Annotated in this window: 17 protein-coding genes; 9 read left to right on the forward strand and 8 right to left on the reverse strand. The window is 41.4% G+C overall.

Features of this window, described 5'->3' with window-relative positions; all coding sequences use genetic code 11:
- Positions 1–118 precede the first annotated feature (118 nt).
- Positions 119–2,248, forward strand: coding sequence for a SpoIID/LytB domain-containing protein (locus M3226_RS16615; protein ID WP_251567003.1), 2,130 nt, complete (start codon positions 119–121; stop codon positions 2,246–2,248).
- Between the two features lie 159 nt (positions 2,249–2,407).
- Here the strand turns inward: M3226_RS16615 and M3226_RS16620 are convergent, their stop codons facing one another.
- The gene (locus M3226_RS16620) at positions 2,408–2,794 is read right to left on the reverse strand and encodes an FxsA family protein (protein WP_251567005.1); all 387 of its coding nucleotides are present in this window, start codon (positions 2,792–2,794) and stop codon (positions 2,408–2,410) included.
- Between the two features lie 92 nt (positions 2,795–2,886).
- Here M3226_RS16620 and M3226_RS16625 point away from each other — a divergent pair, with 92 nt between their 5' ends.
- From M3226_RS16625 to M3226_RS16640, 4 genes are all read left to right on the forward strand, one after another.
- On the forward strand, positions 2,887–3,171 hold the full coding sequence (locus tag M3226_RS16625) for an HNH endonuclease (protein ID WP_251567007.1): 285 nt from the start codon (positions 2,887–2,889) through the stop codon (positions 3,169–3,171).
- 74 nt (positions 3,172–3,245) lie between these two features.
- Entirely contained in the window at positions 3,246–3,725 is a 480-nt protein-coding gene (locus M3226_RS16630) for a glutathione peroxidase (RefSeq protein ID WP_251567009.1), read from the forward strand.
- 10 nt (positions 3,726–3,735) lie between these two features.
- Positions 3,736–4,173, forward strand: a complete 438-nt coding sequence (locus M3226_RS16635) for a MarR family winged helix-turn-helix transcriptional regulator (protein ID WP_251567011.1) — start codon at positions 3,736–3,738, stop codon at positions 4,171–4,173.
- 194 nt (positions 4,174–4,367) lie between these two features.
- Complete coding sequence (locus tag M3226_RS16640) at positions 4,368–4,592, forward strand: hypothetical protein (protein ID WP_308211951.1); 225 nt, start codon at positions 4,368–4,370, stop codon at positions 4,590–4,592.
- A 188-nt stretch (positions 4,593–4,780) separates the two neighbouring features.
- Here M3226_RS16640 and M3226_RS16645 read toward each other — a convergent pair whose 3' ends face one another.
- Positions 4,781–4,945: an aspartyl-phosphate phosphatase Spo0E family protein gene (locus M3226_RS16645; RefSeq protein WP_098531386.1), complete on the reverse strand. Its 165-nt coding sequence runs from the start codon at positions 4,943–4,945 to the stop codon at positions 4,781–4,783.
- 357 nt (positions 4,946–5,302) lie between these two features.
- Here M3226_RS16645 and M3226_RS16650 point away from each other — a divergent pair, with 357 nt between their 5' ends.
- The 3 genes from M3226_RS16650 (at position 5,303) to M3226_RS16660 (ending at position 6,500) form a co-directional block, all read left to right on the forward strand.
- Positions 5,303–5,785 carry a DUF6376 family protein gene (locus M3226_RS16650; protein ID WP_251567020.1) on the forward strand — a complete coding sequence of 161 codons (483 nt, stop codon included), beginning with the start codon at positions 5,303–5,305 and terminating at the stop codon, positions 5,783–5,785.
- A gap of 137 nt (positions 5,786–5,922) precedes the next feature.
- Positions 5,923–6,081: a hypothetical protein gene (locus tag M3226_RS16655; protein WP_251567022.1), complete on the forward strand. Its 159-nt coding sequence runs from the start codon at positions 5,923–5,925 to the stop codon at positions 6,079–6,081.
- Between the two features lie 119 nt (positions 6,082–6,200).
- Positions 6,201–6,500, forward strand: a complete 300-nt coding sequence (locus M3226_RS16660; RefSeq protein ID WP_251567025.1) for a c-type cytochrome — start codon at positions 6,201–6,203, stop codon at positions 6,498–6,500.
- 95 nt (positions 6,501–6,595) lie between these two features.
- Here M3226_RS16660 and M3226_RS16665 read toward each other — a convergent pair whose 3' ends face one another.
- From M3226_RS16665 to dapA, 6 genes are all read right to left on the reverse strand, one after another.
- On the reverse strand, positions 6,596–7,306 hold the full coding sequence (locus M3226_RS16665; RefSeq protein ID WP_251567027.1) for a FadR/GntR family transcriptional regulator: 711 nt from the start codon (positions 7,304–7,306) through the stop codon (positions 6,596–6,598).
- Between the two features lie 134 nt (positions 7,307–7,440).
- Positions 7,441–8,568: a glycerate kinase gene (locus tag M3226_RS16670; RefSeq protein ID WP_251567029.1), complete on the reverse strand. Its 1,128-nt coding sequence runs from the start codon at positions 8,566–8,568 to the stop codon at positions 7,441–7,443.
- A 226-nt stretch (positions 8,569–8,794) separates the two neighbouring features.
- Positions 8,795–10,147 carry a glucarate dehydratase gene (gene gudD, locus M3226_RS16675; protein ID WP_251567039.1) on the reverse strand — a complete coding sequence of 451 codons (1,353 nt, stop codon included), beginning with the start codon at positions 10,145–10,147 and terminating at the stop codon, positions 8,795–8,797.
- A gap of 257 nt (positions 10,148–10,404) precedes the next feature.
- Positions 10,405–11,313 (reverse strand): 2-hydroxy-3-oxopropionate reductase, encoded by a 909-nt coding sequence (gene garR, locus M3226_RS16680; RefSeq protein ID WP_308211956.1) that lies wholly within the window; start codon positions 11,311–11,313, stop codon positions 10,405–10,407.
- Positions 11,314–11,569: 256 nt separating this feature from the next.
- Positions 11,570–12,895 (reverse strand): gluconate:H+ symporter, encoded by a 1,326-nt coding sequence (locus tag M3226_RS16685; protein ID WP_251567041.1) that lies wholly within the window; start codon positions 12,893–12,895, stop codon positions 11,570–11,572.
- Positions 12,896–12,921: 26 nt separating this feature from the next.
- Positions 12,922–13,818 (reverse strand): 4-hydroxy-tetrahydrodipicolinate synthase, encoded by an 897-nt coding sequence (gene dapA / locus M3226_RS16690; RefSeq protein ID WP_251567043.1) that lies wholly within the window; start codon positions 13,816–13,818, stop codon positions 12,922–12,924.
- Between the two features lie 563 nt (positions 13,819–14,381).
- Here dapA and M3226_RS16695 point away from each other — a divergent pair.
- Positions 14,382–15,425 carry a CdaR family transcriptional regulator gene (locus M3226_RS16695; RefSeq protein ID WP_251567045.1) on the forward strand — a complete coding sequence of 348 codons (1,044 nt, stop codon included), beginning with the start codon at positions 14,382–14,384 and terminating at the stop codon, positions 15,423–15,425.
- Positions 15,426–15,849 lie beyond the last annotated feature (424 nt).

Raw genomic sequence — 15,849 nt, forward strand, 5'->3', positions numbered from 1 at the left:
AGTAACAAACTGCTGGTTTGTTCACTGCTATTTTCCAATAATCTTCCATTGTAAACTATGATTCTAATAAAGTATGATTTTGTAAGTGAATATATTATTTATGAGTGGAGGAGAATAATTGAATAGAATAGTAGTAAGTTTTCTTTCCTTTTTCTTACTATTTAATCTTTTTATTTCGGGTGCATCGGCAGACACGATTGAACCAAAATTGCAGGTTAAATTGGTTAATTATATAGGAAACCAACCACAATTGACCATTAAGCCTACGGGGGACTATCTTGTCCAAGGGTCAAATATACGTTTAACCAATGGGACTTCTTATGTGGTCAAATATGATAATAATAGAATTACATTATTAGAAGGTTCAACCACACTTATTCAAAGTGATTCCGTAAACCTAATCCCTTCATTAGAAACAAACCTTTTAACCATTAACAATCGTCCCTATTTAGGTTCATTTCAATTTATCCCTGAGAATTCAAAATACGTCCGCCCCATTAATGAGGTTTATATAGAAGATTATTTAAAGGGCGTTGTCCCTTTTGAAATGATGGCAGGCTGGAATAAAGAAGCATTAAAAGCTCAGGCAGTCGCTGCTAGAACCTATGCGCTATCCTATTTAAATAGAGTGATGGATGACACGATCAATTATCAAGTATACGGAGGCTACGCCTGGCACCCTAACAGCACAGCAGCTGTAGATGAAACGAAAGGTGAAGTCTTAAAATCAAATGGACGATTGATTAGTGCGGTTTTCTCTGCAAGTAATGGAGGAAAAACAGAGTCAAATGCAAATGTATGGGGTACATCCCCTGTTTCCTATTTAACGATCAAAGCAGACGAATTTGATGCCAAAACAGCATGGAAGTTTTCTGTAAAAAAACAGCAAATCGATCCAACGATTCCTTCATGGGTTCAAATGAAAGAATTTGATACCACAATCACTACCTCGATAAAATCTTGGATGCTTACACATGGTTATGCAGGGAAAGAAATAAAGATAACTGCCATCCCTATTTTGTCTTTAACTACACCTACCTCTGGTGGTCGTGTATCAAAAGGAGATATTACGATTGAGTTTTTAACAAAGGATAAAGTAGACGAAAAAGGCTTATTCTTACCGCAAAAAATCGAGTACAAAAACGTATCCGCTACGCAAATACGCGCCATGGTCGGTATTCGCGCCATGTTAAGTTATTTAGTTACAAATATCTCGCAAACATCCGATAACATCACGGTCTCCGGACTTGGTGATGGCCATGGGGTAGGTTTAAGTCAATGGGGCGCGAAAAATCGCGCAGATGCAGGTCAAAAATATAACGAAATCCTTGTGTTCTATTATGATGGCACAACTTTAACAAAAGAATACACGGAACGACCTCAATCGGTCGTACAACCTTCACCGGAACCGACCGATCAAGCAGAAGTTCCAACGACTGCACCTATTGTAATCCAAACTCCGCCTGCTGACACGACAGCTCCGCAAATAAGTGCTGTGAGTGTCAATGTCGATAATGCAAAAAATAAGGCTGTCATTTCTTTTAAAACGAATGAAAAGGCGAAAATTTCCGTTTATATCAAAGATAGCACCGGAAAAATTCTAACCTATTTATCACAAGATGCTTTAACTGAACCTGGAACAATTAACAAAGAGTACAATACCTCTACATTAGCAAATGGTAAATATTATGCAGGCATCATTGCGATGGATGGCTCGAATAATCGGGCATCAGCGTTGCCATCATTTGAAGTAAAGAAAATCGCCCCAGTAAAAGATACAACAGCTCCAAAAATCAGCACCGTTAAAACAAGTGTGAATAACACAACTAACAAAGCTTCACTCACTTTTAACACCAATGAGACCTCGAAATTAACTGTATATATTAAGGACAGCAAAGGAAAAATCCTTACGTATTTGAAAAAGGATGCCTTAACGAAGGCTGGTGCAGTTAAGCTGGATTACAGCACCAATTCCTACGCAAACGGAAAATATACAGTAGTGATCAATACGGTGGATACAAGCAATAATAAATCTTCTGCTACAGCTGCTTTTGAAGTCAAAAAGGTGAAAACAGGAAAAGTATTGGTTTCATTATTACACGTACGTACCTCTGCATCGTCTAAAGCAAAAATAATCGGGACAATAAAGAAAAACCAAACCGTTACCATTCTCTCCACAAGCGGTGGCTGGTATCGAATCAGCTATGGTAAATTAACAGGCTATGTTCCTCAAACAGCTGTAAGATAACAAAAAAGGTTGTATCCCTATTCTATAGGGTATGCAACCTTTTTTTATTAGCTGTGTTAGAGCTTATTATTGATTTTATAACGATGTTGAGGTCCCCGGACCGCCCGCGAACCGCACGCACCTGGAGCGTAAATCAACACCCGAGTTTAACACAGCCTTTTATTTAATAATTTTCCGATTACTCCTGTTGATCCTCTTTTTGAAAAAGTAACTAATTAAATACTTAAATATCTTCCTTGTTGGCGGAAAAAGCATCAGAAAGCCAACAATATCGGTAATGAATCCTGGAGTTAATAAAAAAGTCCCACCTATTAAAATGCAAATGCCATCTAAAAGTGCATCCCCAGGAAGCTGGCCGCGGCTCAACTGTTCTTGAACCTTCCGAATCGTTTGCAGTCCTTCTCTTTTCGCTAAATAGGCGCCAATAACTCCTGTCAAAATAATAAGCAATATCGTAGGCCACACACCGATGGTTTTACCGGATAATAGTAAAAATCCTATATCAGCTGCTGGTATGATGATGATCAACAAAAATAAATACCGCATGAAATGCTCCTTCCTCTGATCCTCTTCCAAGCTAGAATCCCATCACAACTTCTTGTATATAATAGTACCAAAATAACCGGAGGGAAAAAACTATGGGGACTTGTGAACTTTGCGGACGACAGCAGGTGGAAACAACGGTCCATCACCTGCTTCCGAAAGAAATGGGCGGAACATTTGGGGCCACCGCAGGCCTGTGCATTCCCTGCCATAAGCAAATCCACGCTCTCTACACCAATGAGGAAATCGCCGCCCGGCTGACAACATTACCCGAACTGAGAGGGGATGAAAGGCTTGCCAGCTTTATTAAATGGATCCGTAAACAGCCCCCGACCAAACTCATGAAAATTAAAAAGGCGAAGGAACGAAGACAAAAATAATTGCTAAACGCTAATAAATCGGATACGATTAAATCGTATGCGATTTATTTTTTTTTACTTTGGGAGGGAAAAACATGACAACCGTTTATGATTTTAATGTAAAAATGCCAAACGGCGAAATCAAGTCATTGAAAGAATATGAGGGGAAACCGTTAATCATTGTCAATACAGCCAGCAAATGTGGCTTTACACCACAATTTAAAGGCCTTCAAGCACTAAATGAAAAGTACAAAGACCAGGGCCTTGAGATTTTAGGGTTCCCCTGCGATCAATTTAACAACCAAGAATTTGCTGATATCAACGAAACCACTCAATTTTGCCAGGTGAACTACGGTGTAACCTTTCCGATGTTTGCCAAGGTTGATGTAAACGGAGAAAAAGCAGATCCGTTGTTTACTTTTTTAAAGGATCAGAAAAAAGGTCTTCTCTCAAGAAATATTAAATGGAATTTCACGAAGTTTCTGGTCGATGCCAATGGCCAGGTCGTCGAACGTTACGCCCCAACTGTCGATCCAAGCAGGATGGAGCAGGATATCAAAAAATTATTTTCTTAAAGGTGATCATTTGAAAGACTTCTTCACGTTAAAAAATCAACTATGTTTTGCCATCTATGAAACAGCTGGTGAATTTACAAAACTGTATTCGACAGTTCTTCAACCATTCGGATTAACCTATCCGCAGTACTTGGTCCTCTTGGCTTTATGGGAAAAAGATGGGGTAACGGTAAAGGACTTGGGTGAAAGCTTAAATCTCGGGACCGGCACCTTAACGCCGATGATTGCAAGAATGGAGGGGAACGGCTGGCTCCGTAAGCAACGTTCCACTGAGGATGAAAGAAGGGTTTTTATATTTTTAGAAAAAAAAGCCTATCAACAAAGGCCAGCAATCACCCAAAAGGTCGGCGAAAAAATTGAAGCCTGTAACATTGAGTTCAACGAGTATGAGCAGCTCATGGAACATTTAAATAAATTACACCACAAACTGCAGCAACAAAAATCTTAATTAGAAAAGCGGAAGCGCCTTGACCACGGACGCAAGGCTACAGACGAGCCGGCCAGTGGCTGCTCTTTAGCCTTCTTGAGGGATTGGATCTGGGCTGGTGCCCGCCCATTCACTGGACATCTATCATGCATACATTACAGGTAGTAAGTAGCTATTTTGCCACTTCAACAAATAGAAAAGGGAGATGTATGCACATGTTTGGAGGACACGGCGGATATCATGGCGGGTATCATGGCGGCTATCCTGGAGGATATTATCACCATCATCATGGATACTATCACGGGGGTTATCCAGGGTATGGATATGGATATGGAGGCTTCGGTTCACCGTTTTTAGGCGGCTTCCTCGGTGGGTTAACAGCGGGTGCCTTAACGGGAGGATACCCATATCCGTATTATGGTGGTTACCCCTATTATTAATATAAAAAAATGAAGAAGATTGATGCGGCGTAATTTAATATGGCAAGCCGATCTTTACTTTATTGGTAATATAAAAAAATTGGCAGAGGGCACAGCCCTCTGCCATTTTAGTAAATTCTTTTACTAGAAAATTACGATTCACCTTCTCTGCCTTGATGTTGGGAAAAAAACTTCATGTATGTAAATACTTATGCTGTTAGTTCTTCTATTAAACCCATTTGGAGGTTAATTAATCTATCAAGTCTTTCACTAAGTCTTACCGTTTCGGCAGAGGTAAAGCCTTTGGAAAGCCCTACTGTTATCATTTTTAATCGTAGATTTTCAATTTGTAAAAATAGATCCTCATTCGTCATAATCGATAACCCCTTATATTAAAAACTCCTTGTGAAATAAGTTTACTAGTTGTAAGCGTATTCAAGGAACTTATTTTCATCATCAAATATCGACACTTTTTATGTTGATTATGTTGAGAATTGGCAAGAAAAGTCCACTGCCCTTGATTATGCTATAAATCTTAACGAAGTATCTCAGATTTTGGCGGAACTTGGGAAAATTTTAATTCTATGAAGTCGTTTGCTAGAGTTGCGAAAGGTTGATATTATTCCTCGGTTCTTGATGTCACATGAATATTATCGTTAGAGCAGAATAATACATTAGAAGAAGAGTGCTTTTTTGAATGCAAACACAAACAGTAAACGGAGGTTTTAGACATGAAAAAGTGGTTGACTGGTCTGTTTGTCGGACTCTTAGTTCTTCTCAGTGGCTGTTCTTTCTTCAACCTTTCATATGACACGCTTGACTATGCAAGAGATGCCACTAGTTATCTTGACAAGGTGACCCAATTTGCCGCTGACACCCCCTCACTGGTTAAAAGGGCTACCGACAATCAACAAGCAGCAGATGAACTAAAAAGGGAACTCCAGCAAATGAAACAGGAGATAATAAAGTTTAATAATCTGGATGCCCCAGAAACGGTAAGGGAGTTTCATCAACAGCTGATCGAACAAAATAACCGCCTGGTTTCCCAGATTGACCTATACCTAGCGCAGCTAAAAAACGGCCTTCTCGATCCCTCCTTCCTCGAAAACAACCAACTACTCCAACCTGTCCAAGAAATCACCAACATCGTCCAACAAATCAAAAAACTCAACAACCAAGTAAACGAAACGCTCAGTGTCTCACAAGGTGCCTGACACCAATATTACGGTTTTGACAATGTTTATGTTTAGTATTCGGCTATTCCTGATATTTTCCGAAGGTTACCGTCATATTTTAGCGAATGATGGAATATAGATAGTATCACTCAATTAACTATAAAGGTGGTATTGGAATGAATACAGAAATTGTTCGTTATGACGGGAAGCTTTTTATGGTTATCTATAAATATAGTTCCGGCTATTGGGAAATTAGAGAGAAGGACAGCAAATTTAATGTGCAGCTAGTACATGAATCGGAAGTTCAAGCGGTTGAAGAGACCGTTACCTTCTAAGGTAACGGTCTTTAATTGTACGAAAACTTTCATCTTTCAAGCCCTATTTCCAGCTTTATACACTTTATAATCATGTTAGGAACTGTTCTTTTCTGACTATGATTATGGAGGATCGATATATGAAAAAGCTCTGGATAGTGGCGGGCATATCACTTGTATTATTGGCTGGCTGTTCATCTAAGTCTGCGGATAAGACAGAAGCAATGGATGGAGAGACACTCTATGGCAATAAGTGTTCAGCCTGTCATGGAGGAAATCTAAAAGGTGCTGTCGGACCATCTGTTTTAAATATGAGCAGCAAATACTCAGAAGACGAATTATTTAAGATGGTCACCGAAGGGTCCGATAAAATGCCAGGACATCTCCTGACAGATAATGAATCTAGAGTCGTTACTAAGTGGTTGATGGAGAAAAAATAGGAACCCATCTTATAACTGTGAAAATACAATTAAAGGTGACAGGCACCATGTGAATTCTTCACATGGTGCCTGTCACCTTTAGTTTTCTTTCGTTTCTACGCTTCTTCTCCTGACTCTAGCCCTTTTAGTACCTTCTGCCGGACGTAATCGAGGTGGAGGTACATTTGGTGAAAGGCTTCAAATGGGTCACGGTTGGCCAGTGCTTCATAAATCGCCGTATGATGGCGGACAGTCCGCTCCGGTTCTCGAACCTTAATTTCACTATTGATTTTCACCAGCGTCACGATTAACGAATCAATCATCCCTTCGACAATCGGATTATCGGCACTTAACGCAATAATACGGTGAAATTCAATATCAGCTTCCCCATAGTTACCATCTTGACAATTCTCGATAGTATTAATCGTCTGCTTTAATCTTGCGAGCTCTTCTTCGCTAATTTTCTCAGCCGCCATCGTAATGAGCCCTAACTCCAATGCCATCCGCGCCTCAACCAATGCCTGCAGATTATCATGTGCTAACGCCAGCATGACGGAAAAGGGATGGCTGCTGATTCTATTATTAAAAAATGTCCCCTCCCGCGTTTTACGGCTTATAACGCCCAGGGACTCTAAGGAACTAAGCGCCTCACGCAGGACCGGACGGCTGACATCTAAGATCTCCAATAATTCCATTTCTGTCGGCAGCCTATCCCCTGGTTTGAGCTGACCGCTGATTAATAGCTGGACAATACTTTCCATTACCTGCTTTGATAATGTATGACGCTGAACCATTTCAACATTTATTTTTTTCGAAGGGTCTTTCATATTAGGCTCCTCGGTCACAATCTAATTTGTAATCTCTTCCATTATTACCTTAAATGAAAAAAGGTTCAAGTTACAGATTCCACCTGGGCTCTTAAAAAAATAGCTGCCAAGAAAACTTGGCAGCATCATCAAAGTTATACCTGTAATACGCGGCAGATATTTTCTGCTGCAAACTCAATATTGGCCTCTCCAGCTTTCAAAGCGTCCTCTAAAGAGGTCACACCTGTCAAAATACCAATAATCGCCGTAAACCCGTTTTCATATAAAGGCTCAACACCTTTGCCAATTCGGCCGGCAAACGCAATCACTGGGATGGAATATTTCTCGGCAATCTTCGCGACGCCATATGGAGTCTTCCCAAACAGTGTCTGCCCATCAATACTTCCTTCTCCTGTAAACACATAATCCGCACCTTGGACGCGCTCCTCAAGTCCGGTATACTCTATCACAAGGTCGACACCCTTTTTCAGCTGCGCATTTAAAAAGGCCATCAACCCAGCACCAAGTCCACCGGCAGCTCCGGCACCCTCCATATGAGCAATATCCTTACCTAGCTGAGCCTTCATTACTTCCGCAAAATGAGCTAAATTCTGATCCAGGACCTGCACGACCTCAGGAGTTGCCCCTTTTTGGGGACCAAAGATGGCGGAGGCGCCGTTTTCACCAATTAACGGATTGGTCACATCACAGGCCACGTCTATTTTGACATCTTTTATTCGTTCATCCAAGCCGCTTATATCAATCGTATGAAGCCGTTTTAAGGCACCGCCGCCAAAGAAAAGCTCCTCACCATGTTCATCTTTAAAAGAAACACCCAAAGCCTGAAGCATTCCTGCCCCGCCATCATTTGTCGCACTGCCGCCGATTCCAATTAAAAACCGGCTGACACCCTTGTCCAACGCATGCTTGATTAATTGTCCGGTTCCGAAAGTAGTCGTCAATAGAGGATCGCGGTCTTCAGGTTTAAGTAATTCCAATCCACTTGCACTTGCCATCTCAATAACAGCGGTTTGCCCTTCTCCCAAAAGACCGTATCCAGCAATAACCTTCTCGCCTAGCGGTCCAAGCACCTCTGTCCTGATGATCTCCCCGTTTGTCATACTGACGAGAGATTCGACCGTGCCTTCCCCGCCGTCAGCCATCGGAACAATCACACATTCCGCATCAGGGAAAACCTTCCGGATCCCTCTTTCCATTGCAAGGGCAGCATTTTTCGCCGTCATACTTTCTTTAAACGAATCAGGCGCTAGCACAAACTTCATATCTATCTGTCCTTTACGGTTAATTTGAAAATTTAAGAAGAGTGACAAAGCAGTCACCCTATTTGTATTTAGAAAATTATCTAGCTTCAGCCTAGGGACTCAGGTCAAAGGCCCTTCCTTCAAGAAGGCTAAAGAGCATCCCTTTTACCGGCCCGTCTGCAGCCTTGCGTTCTAGGAAAAAAATGAACTACTTCTTTCCCTGATCAAGACGCTTCCGCTTTTCTATTTATCGAACCAAACATGGGCGTTTGTTGTCAAACTTCCAGCCTGGGATGTAAAATTGCATTCCGACAGAGTCGTCACGAGAATTTAATCCTTGTGTTTTATATAATTCATGAGCCTTCATGATTTGATCCATATCAACCTCTACCCCTAAGCCTGGCTTATCAGGAATCGTTAAATGTCCGTCAACAATTTGGAATGGATCCTTCGTTAAGCGCTCAATTCCTTCCTGCCAAATCCAGTGTGTATCAATCGCCGTGATTTCTCCAGGTGCTGCCGCTGCAACATGGGTAAACATCGCAAGGGAGATGTCAAAGTGGTTATTAGAGTGAGACCCCCAAGTTAGGCCCCAATCATTACACATTTGCGCTACACGTACAGAACCTTGCATCGTCCAGAAGTGCGGATCCGCAAGCGGGATATCCACCGATTGCAGGGAAATTGTATGACCCATTTGCCGCCAATCCGTAGCAATCATATTGGTTGCTGTTGGAAGACCTGTTTGCCTTCTAAACTCAGCCATCACTTCACGGCCAGAATACCCATTTTCCGCACCACAAGGATCTTCCGCATAAGTTAGAATCCCATGCATATCTTTGCAAAGCTCAACGGCTTCTTTTAATGACCATGCACCATTTGGATCAAGGGTAATTCTTGCATCTGGGAATCTTTCTTTTAGTGCCTTAATCGCTTTAATTTCTTCTTTTCCTTCTAACACGCCGCCTTTAAGTTTGAAGTCTTTGAAGCCATAAAGGGCCTGTGAAGCCTCAGCAAGACGGACAACCGCTTCAGGAGTTAACGCTTCTTCGTGGCGGATGCGGTACCAGTCCACTTCAGAATCAGGGTTACTGTAATAAGGAATATCCGTCCGATTGCGATCGCCAATGTAGAACAAGTAACCAAGTGTCTTTACTTTGTCACGCTGCTGGCCTTCACCTAAAAGAGCAGCAACCGGGACATTTAAATGTTTTCCTAAAAGATCAAGCAATGCAGCCTCAATCGCAGTAACCGCATGGATCGTAATCCGCAAATCAAACGTTTGTAACCCGCGGCCCGCTGAATCGCGGCCGGCAAATTCTTTTCGTACCTTATTTAAGATATTGTTATAATGACCAATAGATGAGCCGACTACTATAGCTCTCGCATCTTCAAGCGTTTTGCGGATGCTTTCGCCGCCAGGTACTTCACCAACACCGACATTTCCATTACTGTCCTTTAAGATGACAATGTTTCTTGTAAAATAAGCACCATGAGCGCCGCTAAGATTTAATAACATACTGTCATGGCCGGCCACCGGATATACTTCCATTTCTGTTACAACTGGAGTAGCGTTAATAACTTTCTCAACTGTATTCATGTAGATTTTCTCCAATCAAAATGGTTTTGTTTTTAAAGAAAAGCGCAAGCGCCTTGGTCAGCCCGACAAGCACAAGACGAGCCGTCCGAAAGGTTGCTTTATAACCTTTTGGACGGATTGGCTTGTGACCTCGAGGGGCTAGGCGCTGGAGCTGGACAATTCTCAAAGTTAAAAAATTTTTATACTTCCTTCCTTTTAAAGAGAGAGAACACATAATTCTAATTATTGGTGCGTTCTCTATGTGTTTTTCAATCTATTTAACGAGAAATTTCAACGTTAGCTAACTTTTCATAGTATTTTAATAGACTGCTGTGGTCTTCAAATTCATGACCATCTACTTTCAGTGTATACATCATTTCTAATACAGCTGCTGTTAATGGAGCTGGAGCGCCGAACTCATGGCTTGTTTCCATTGCGTTTGTTAAATCTTTAATGTGTAAGTTGATTCGGAAACCTGGGTCGAAGTTACGGTCTAGCATCATTGGCGCTTTTGCATCTAATACTGTGCTTCCAGCTAAACCGCCGCGAATAGCTTGATAAACAGCTTCAGGATTTACACCAGCTTTTTGCGCTAACACGAATGCTTCCGATACAGCAGCAATATTTAAGGCGACGATGACTTGGTTAGCAAGCTTTGTGACGTTACCTGCACCGATTTCACCCACGTGGACAACCGATCCAGCCATTGCGGCTAATACCTCTTTCACTTCTTCAAAAACTTCTTTCTTACCGCCAACCATAACAGAGATGGTTCCATCAATTGCCTTTGGCTCGCCGCCGCTGACAGGAGCATCTAACATTTCTACGCCTTTTTCAATTAATGCACGATAGACTTCTTGAGAAGCAGCTGGGGCGATGGAACTCATGTCAATGTAAATTAATCTATCATGTGCACCTTCAATCAGCCCGTTTTCTCCCAATGCAACAGCTTTTACGTTTGGAGAGTTTGGAAGCATCGTGATGACGATGTCTGATTTTTCCGCGATGGCTTTTGGAGTTGATTCTACTTCTGCACCTAATTGTTCAAGTTCTTTGACTGCTTCTTTATTAAAATCACTAACGATTAACTGATATCCAGCTTTGATCAAGTTTTTGCTCATCGGCTTACCCATAATTCCTAGTCCAATAAATCCAATTTTCTTCATTATTATTTCACTCCTACAGATTTTTTTATTTAAAGAGAGTACAAGATTGTACTATCCTTATTAGATGAGAATTGTCTAGCTTCAGCGCCTAGTGGCTCTTAGGTATAAGCCAATCCGTCAAGAAGGCTAAAGAGCAGCCTTCTCACCGGCTCGTCTGTAGCCTTGCGCCCCTGGTCAAGGCGCTTCCGCTTTTCTATTTGACACCATGGCGGGCAGCAAACTCCCAAGCTTAAGGGATCTAAACTGATTTACTGCCCGGTTGACTCAAAAGAAATTATTATCCTACAAACATATTGAGAATTAATACACCGATTAAACCAATGATGGCAAGTGCGGTTGTATAGGTTGTTCTTATTTTAATAGCTTCGGGAACCGATAAATTGAGGTATTCCTTAAACATCCAGAATCCTGGATCGGTTACGTGAGAGAAAGCAATACTTCCGCATGTAACGGCAAGTGTCATTAATTCCATGCTAATTCCTGAGCTTTGAGCGATTGGTAGTACCACTCCAGAAGCAGTCATTACCGCAACCGTTGCAGAACCAAGAGCAATCCGTAAAAGAGCCGCAATGATCCAAGCTAGGATGATTGGAGACATGTTCCAGCCCGCTGTTATATCTTTGATGTAGTCAGCAATACCACCATCAACTAGTACTTGCTTAAAGGCACCGCCTGCACCAATAACCAAAATGATCATGGCCATTGGCTTAACCGCATTGGAGCAAGACTGCATAACATCTTTAAGTGGGCGGCCTATTCTAGGTCCTAGCAGCCACATAGAGATTAAGAGAGCAAGTAATAAAGCCATTTCAGATGAACCGAAGAAATCCATTACGTGCCTAAAACCGTTATCTTCTGGTAAAAATAAAGTGCAAATCGCGTCAAGGGCCATTAGTACGACTGGAATCAGAGCAACAAAAATACTTGATCCAAACGATGGCATTTCTTCTTCTTTAAACGTTTTGTTCGTAATTAGCCCATCTGGAATGATCGGATTAATCTTTTTAATAAATGGAAATCTAGTCCAGGTATAGGCGATAAAAGTTGCCGCTGGTATTGCAATAATTAAGCCGTATAAAAGAGTCAAGCCCATGTCGGCATGGAAGACGCCAACAACTGCCGCTGGTCCCGGGTGTGGCGGGAGAAAGCTATGGCAGGTTGATAACCCGATCGACATTGGTAAAGCAACCCATAATAGATTTAACTTTGTTTGACGTGCAATGACGAATACAAGTGGAATCAATAAGACAAAAGCGACTTCGAAAAACATCGTAACGCCAAGTACAAATGCAGCGATTAAGATGGCAAGTTGAATCCGTTTAATTCCCATTTTGTCTACTAAACTAGTAGCAATCCGCTGTGCGGCTCCCGCATCAGCCATAACCGTTCCAAGCATAGCCCCGATGCCGACAATTAGGGCAGTCCCGCCCAGCTGACCTCCAAGACCGTCACCAATGGTTTCCCAAATTTTATCCAAGGGCATTCCGACGAGCAAACCAACAAATAAAGAAGTTAAGAGAAGTGCAATGAACCCGTTCATTTTCAGCGGAATCATTAAAACTAGTAAAAGGATAACTGCTAAGGCAACATACAATAATGGCATGTTATTTCTTCCTTTCCCTTAGGAAATTAATAGGTTTGGTAAAGTTCTAAATCTTTTAAAACATTGGCCAATAATTGCTTACTTTCCCGATTCATCTCTGCTGCAGGAGCAAATGCATAGCCCACATCTATTCCTACCATTCTTAAACCTTCTTTTAACACAACAGGGAATGTTGCTTTGTCCACGGCTAAACGTAACGGAGCCAGTTTAAACTGCAATTCTAGTGATTTTTGATAATCGCCAGCCACAAACGTATTGTAAATATCCGCTACCAATTTAGGAGCAATATTTCCTGTGCTCGCGATGGCACCAGTGGCACCGTGACATAGACCTGCATAAATCAGTGTGTCGCGTCCAAGTAACACGGAAAAGGATTCACGAGGAGTTACCCTTAAGTACTCAGCCGTTTTCGTCATATCTCCGCTTGAGTCTTTAATTCCAATAATATTGTCTACCTTACTAAGTTCTTCACAAGTCTTCACATCAATTTTTACTTGGGTACGAGCTTCGTTCCCATAAAGAATTACGGGTAAGTTTGTTGACTTGGCAATTGCTTTAAAGTGCTCGGCTAACTCCGTTTGGGTTGGTGACATAAAATATGGAGTAAGGACAGATAATGCTGACACGCCGCCAATTTCTTCAACCATTCGAGCTGTTTGAATACAGTCTCTCGTGGTGATTTCACTAGCCCCACAATAAACAGGAACTCTTCCAGCAGTGTGATCCACTGTTACTTCCACGACACGGCGTTTTTGCTCGGGCGTTAAACCGTAAATTTCGCCGCTCGATCCTAGAATAAATAATCCATGGACACCACCTGCAATGGTGTAGTCGATGACATTTCGTAATGCCTCTTCCATCAAATGACCGTTTTTATCTAATGGTGTGACTAATGCGGGGATAACCCCTCTTGGCTTAAACATTTGTTAACTCCTCCCAGCTTTTAAGATTCTTGCTTTGGACAAAAAGATAATAATAATAGTGCATTTGTGAATCCCTTCACATATTCTGTTTTTATAAAAGATTATTATTTTACGACAAACCCTATTTCTAATTTCGTAATCATAATAACCTATATTCTGTAAACAAATATGCGAATGGTATGACAAATCATTGACATGTGATGATTCATTCTTGCAATTCATGAATCGCTCCACATATCTATAGTAAACGGTTTCGGTAAGGATATCTTCGTTCAGTTTGATAAAGTTTATCTGGTTGTTTTTAGTCATTTGACCAAAAATGATTTTAATATGTGTCAAAAAAGTGAAGATTTATCAGTCAAGTGACTAATTCTTGACGTTTTATCAGACGTATGAAAAACTTTTTTATTTATTTTTAGTAACCGTTTACATTATTTATTGTATAATTGTCTTACAAATAAATCATCATTCAAATTGCTAATAATCGTTGAATTTTTTTGGGCAAATAAACAAATATTCCGAGGAATATTTGAAACCGAATAAAAATGGATGGAGGAATTCAGGTGAAAATCAACCAAGCTCTAGCACAAGTGATCGCGGATAAAGTAATGAAAGTCATCCCCTATAATGTCAATATCATGGATGAAATTGGGTTAATTATTGGGAGCGGTGCCCCGGAAAGGATCGGCACCTACCATCAGGGAGCGGTTTCTGCGATCGAACAGGGAACCATCGTATCGATTTATCATTCGGAGGGAGGCTCCCAGCCAGGCGTCAATATGCCCATCCATTTTCGCAATAAAATAATCGGCGTCATCGGAATCAGCGGCGACCCCAACATTGTCGGTCCGTTTGCTGAATTAGTCCGGGTTACCGCTGATCTATTAATCAACCAGGAATTTCTTTTTAGGGAACGGCGTATTCAAGAGCAGATGAAAGAGGAATTTTTGTATCAATGGGTGTTCCGCAGCCAGGAATATGATCCCGGGATGATCAGCAGCGGGGAAGCGATTGGAATTAATTTAACTTTAGAGCGTAAAGCCATTGTGGTAAAGGGCCATATCCCAAAGGAACCCTATCTGTTAGAGCAGGAGTTTTCTTTTCGGCTCAACCAGGACACCATGCTTTTTGTGGTCCCAAGTGATAGTGATGTGGTGAAAAGAATCGAGTCAATCCATTCTCTGGATAAGATAAAGATTGGTATCGGCAGCAACTATACCAATGTGTCCAAGTCCGTTCATGAGGCCCGGCGTGCAATTGAAATTGTGGAACGGATGGAGCTTCCGCAAGCGATTTGCGTTTATCAAGAGCTAAAGTTTATTGACTACCTAACAAATAAAGATATTTCGTTTACCGAGATCACTGATTTTTATAAGGAACTTGATGAAAATCCTAAAGGGCAAGAGCTGATGGAGACCTTGATTTGCTATATTAAAAACAGCGGCGACATGAATGCCATTTCGAAGGAACTTCATATTCATCGAAACAGCTTGGCATATCGATTACAAAGGATTGAGGTCCTATCTAATAAAAATCCGAAAAACTTTATGGATTTGTTCCAGCTTTTCACAGGGTATATCCTTTATAAAATGCAAAAACAGCCATAAAATCGCGGGGGGTCTTGTGGGGTGAAAAAGGAAAAAGTCAATCGATGTCATTGACTACCGTCTTTGGATTATTTGAGGAGTTTGGGTCGTCAATCAGGGCTATTGACTACCGTCTTTGCATTTTTCGAGCTGTTTGGGTCGTCAATCAGGGCTATTGACTACCGTCTTTGCATTTTTTGAACAGTTTAGGTCGTCAATCACGGCTATTGACTACCGTCTTTGCATTTTTCGAACAGTTTAGGTCGTCAATCACGGCTATTGACTACCGTCTTTGCATTTTTCGAACAGTTTAGGTCGTCAATCACGGCTATTGACAGGTAGCAGCGACAATGGCTGAACCCCTTTATATAACAATAAAAAACCCCCTAAGCTGGATTGTTTAGTCGAACCCAAGGGGGGCACTTCAGATTTCTAATATGAAATC

This window comes from Neobacillus cucumis (genome assembly GCF_023715505.1).

Coding starts and splice junctions, on each gene's coding strand:
- M3226_RS16630 (WP_251567009.1), top strand. CDS start 3,246: ATGACAACCGTTTATGATTTTAATGTAAAAATGCCAAACGGCGAAATC.
- M3226_RS16620 (WP_251567005.1), bottom strand. CDS start 2,794: ATGCGGTATTTATTTTTGTTGATCATCATCATACCAGCAGCTGATATA.
- M3226_RS16650 (WP_251567020.1), top strand. CDS start 5,303: ATGAAAAAGTGGTTGACTGGTCTGTTTGTCGGACTCTTAGTTCTTCTC.
- M3226_RS16625 (WP_251567007.1), top strand. CDS start 2,887: ATGGGGACTTGTGAACTTTGCGGACGACAGCAGGTGGAAACAACGGTC.
- M3226_RS16645 (WP_098531386.1), bottom strand. CDS start 4,945: ATGACGAATGAGGATCTATTTTTACAAATTGAAAATCTACGATTAAAA.
- M3226_RS16685 (WP_251567041.1), bottom strand. CDS start 12,895: ATGCCATTATTGTATGTTGCCTTAGCAGTTATCCTTTTACTAGTTTTA.
- M3226_RS16660 (WP_251567025.1), top strand. CDS start 6,201: ATGAAAAAGCTCTGGATAGTGGCGGGCATATCACTTGTATTATTGGCT.
- dapA (WP_251567043.1), bottom strand. CDS start 13,818: ATGTTTAAGCCAAGAGGGGTTATCCCCGCATTAGTCACACCATTAGAT.
- M3226_RS16665 (WP_251567027.1), bottom strand. CDS start 7,306: ATGAAAGACCCTTCGAAAAAAATAAATGTTGAAATGGTTCAGCGTCAT.
- M3226_RS16670 (WP_251567029.1), bottom strand. CDS start 8,568: ATGAAGTTTGTGCTAGCGCCTGATTCGTTTAAAGAAAGTATGACGGCG.
- gudD (WP_251567039.1), bottom strand. CDS start 10,147: ATGAATACAGTTGAGAAAGTTATTAACGCTACTCCAGTTGTAACAGAA.
- M3226_RS16655 (WP_251567022.1), top strand. CDS start 5,923: ATGAATACAGAAATTGTTCGTTATGACGGGAAGCTTTTTATGGTTATC.
- M3226_RS16640 (WP_308211951.1), top strand. CDS start 4,368: ATGTTTGGAGGACACGGCGGATATCATGGCGGGTATCATGGCGGCTAT.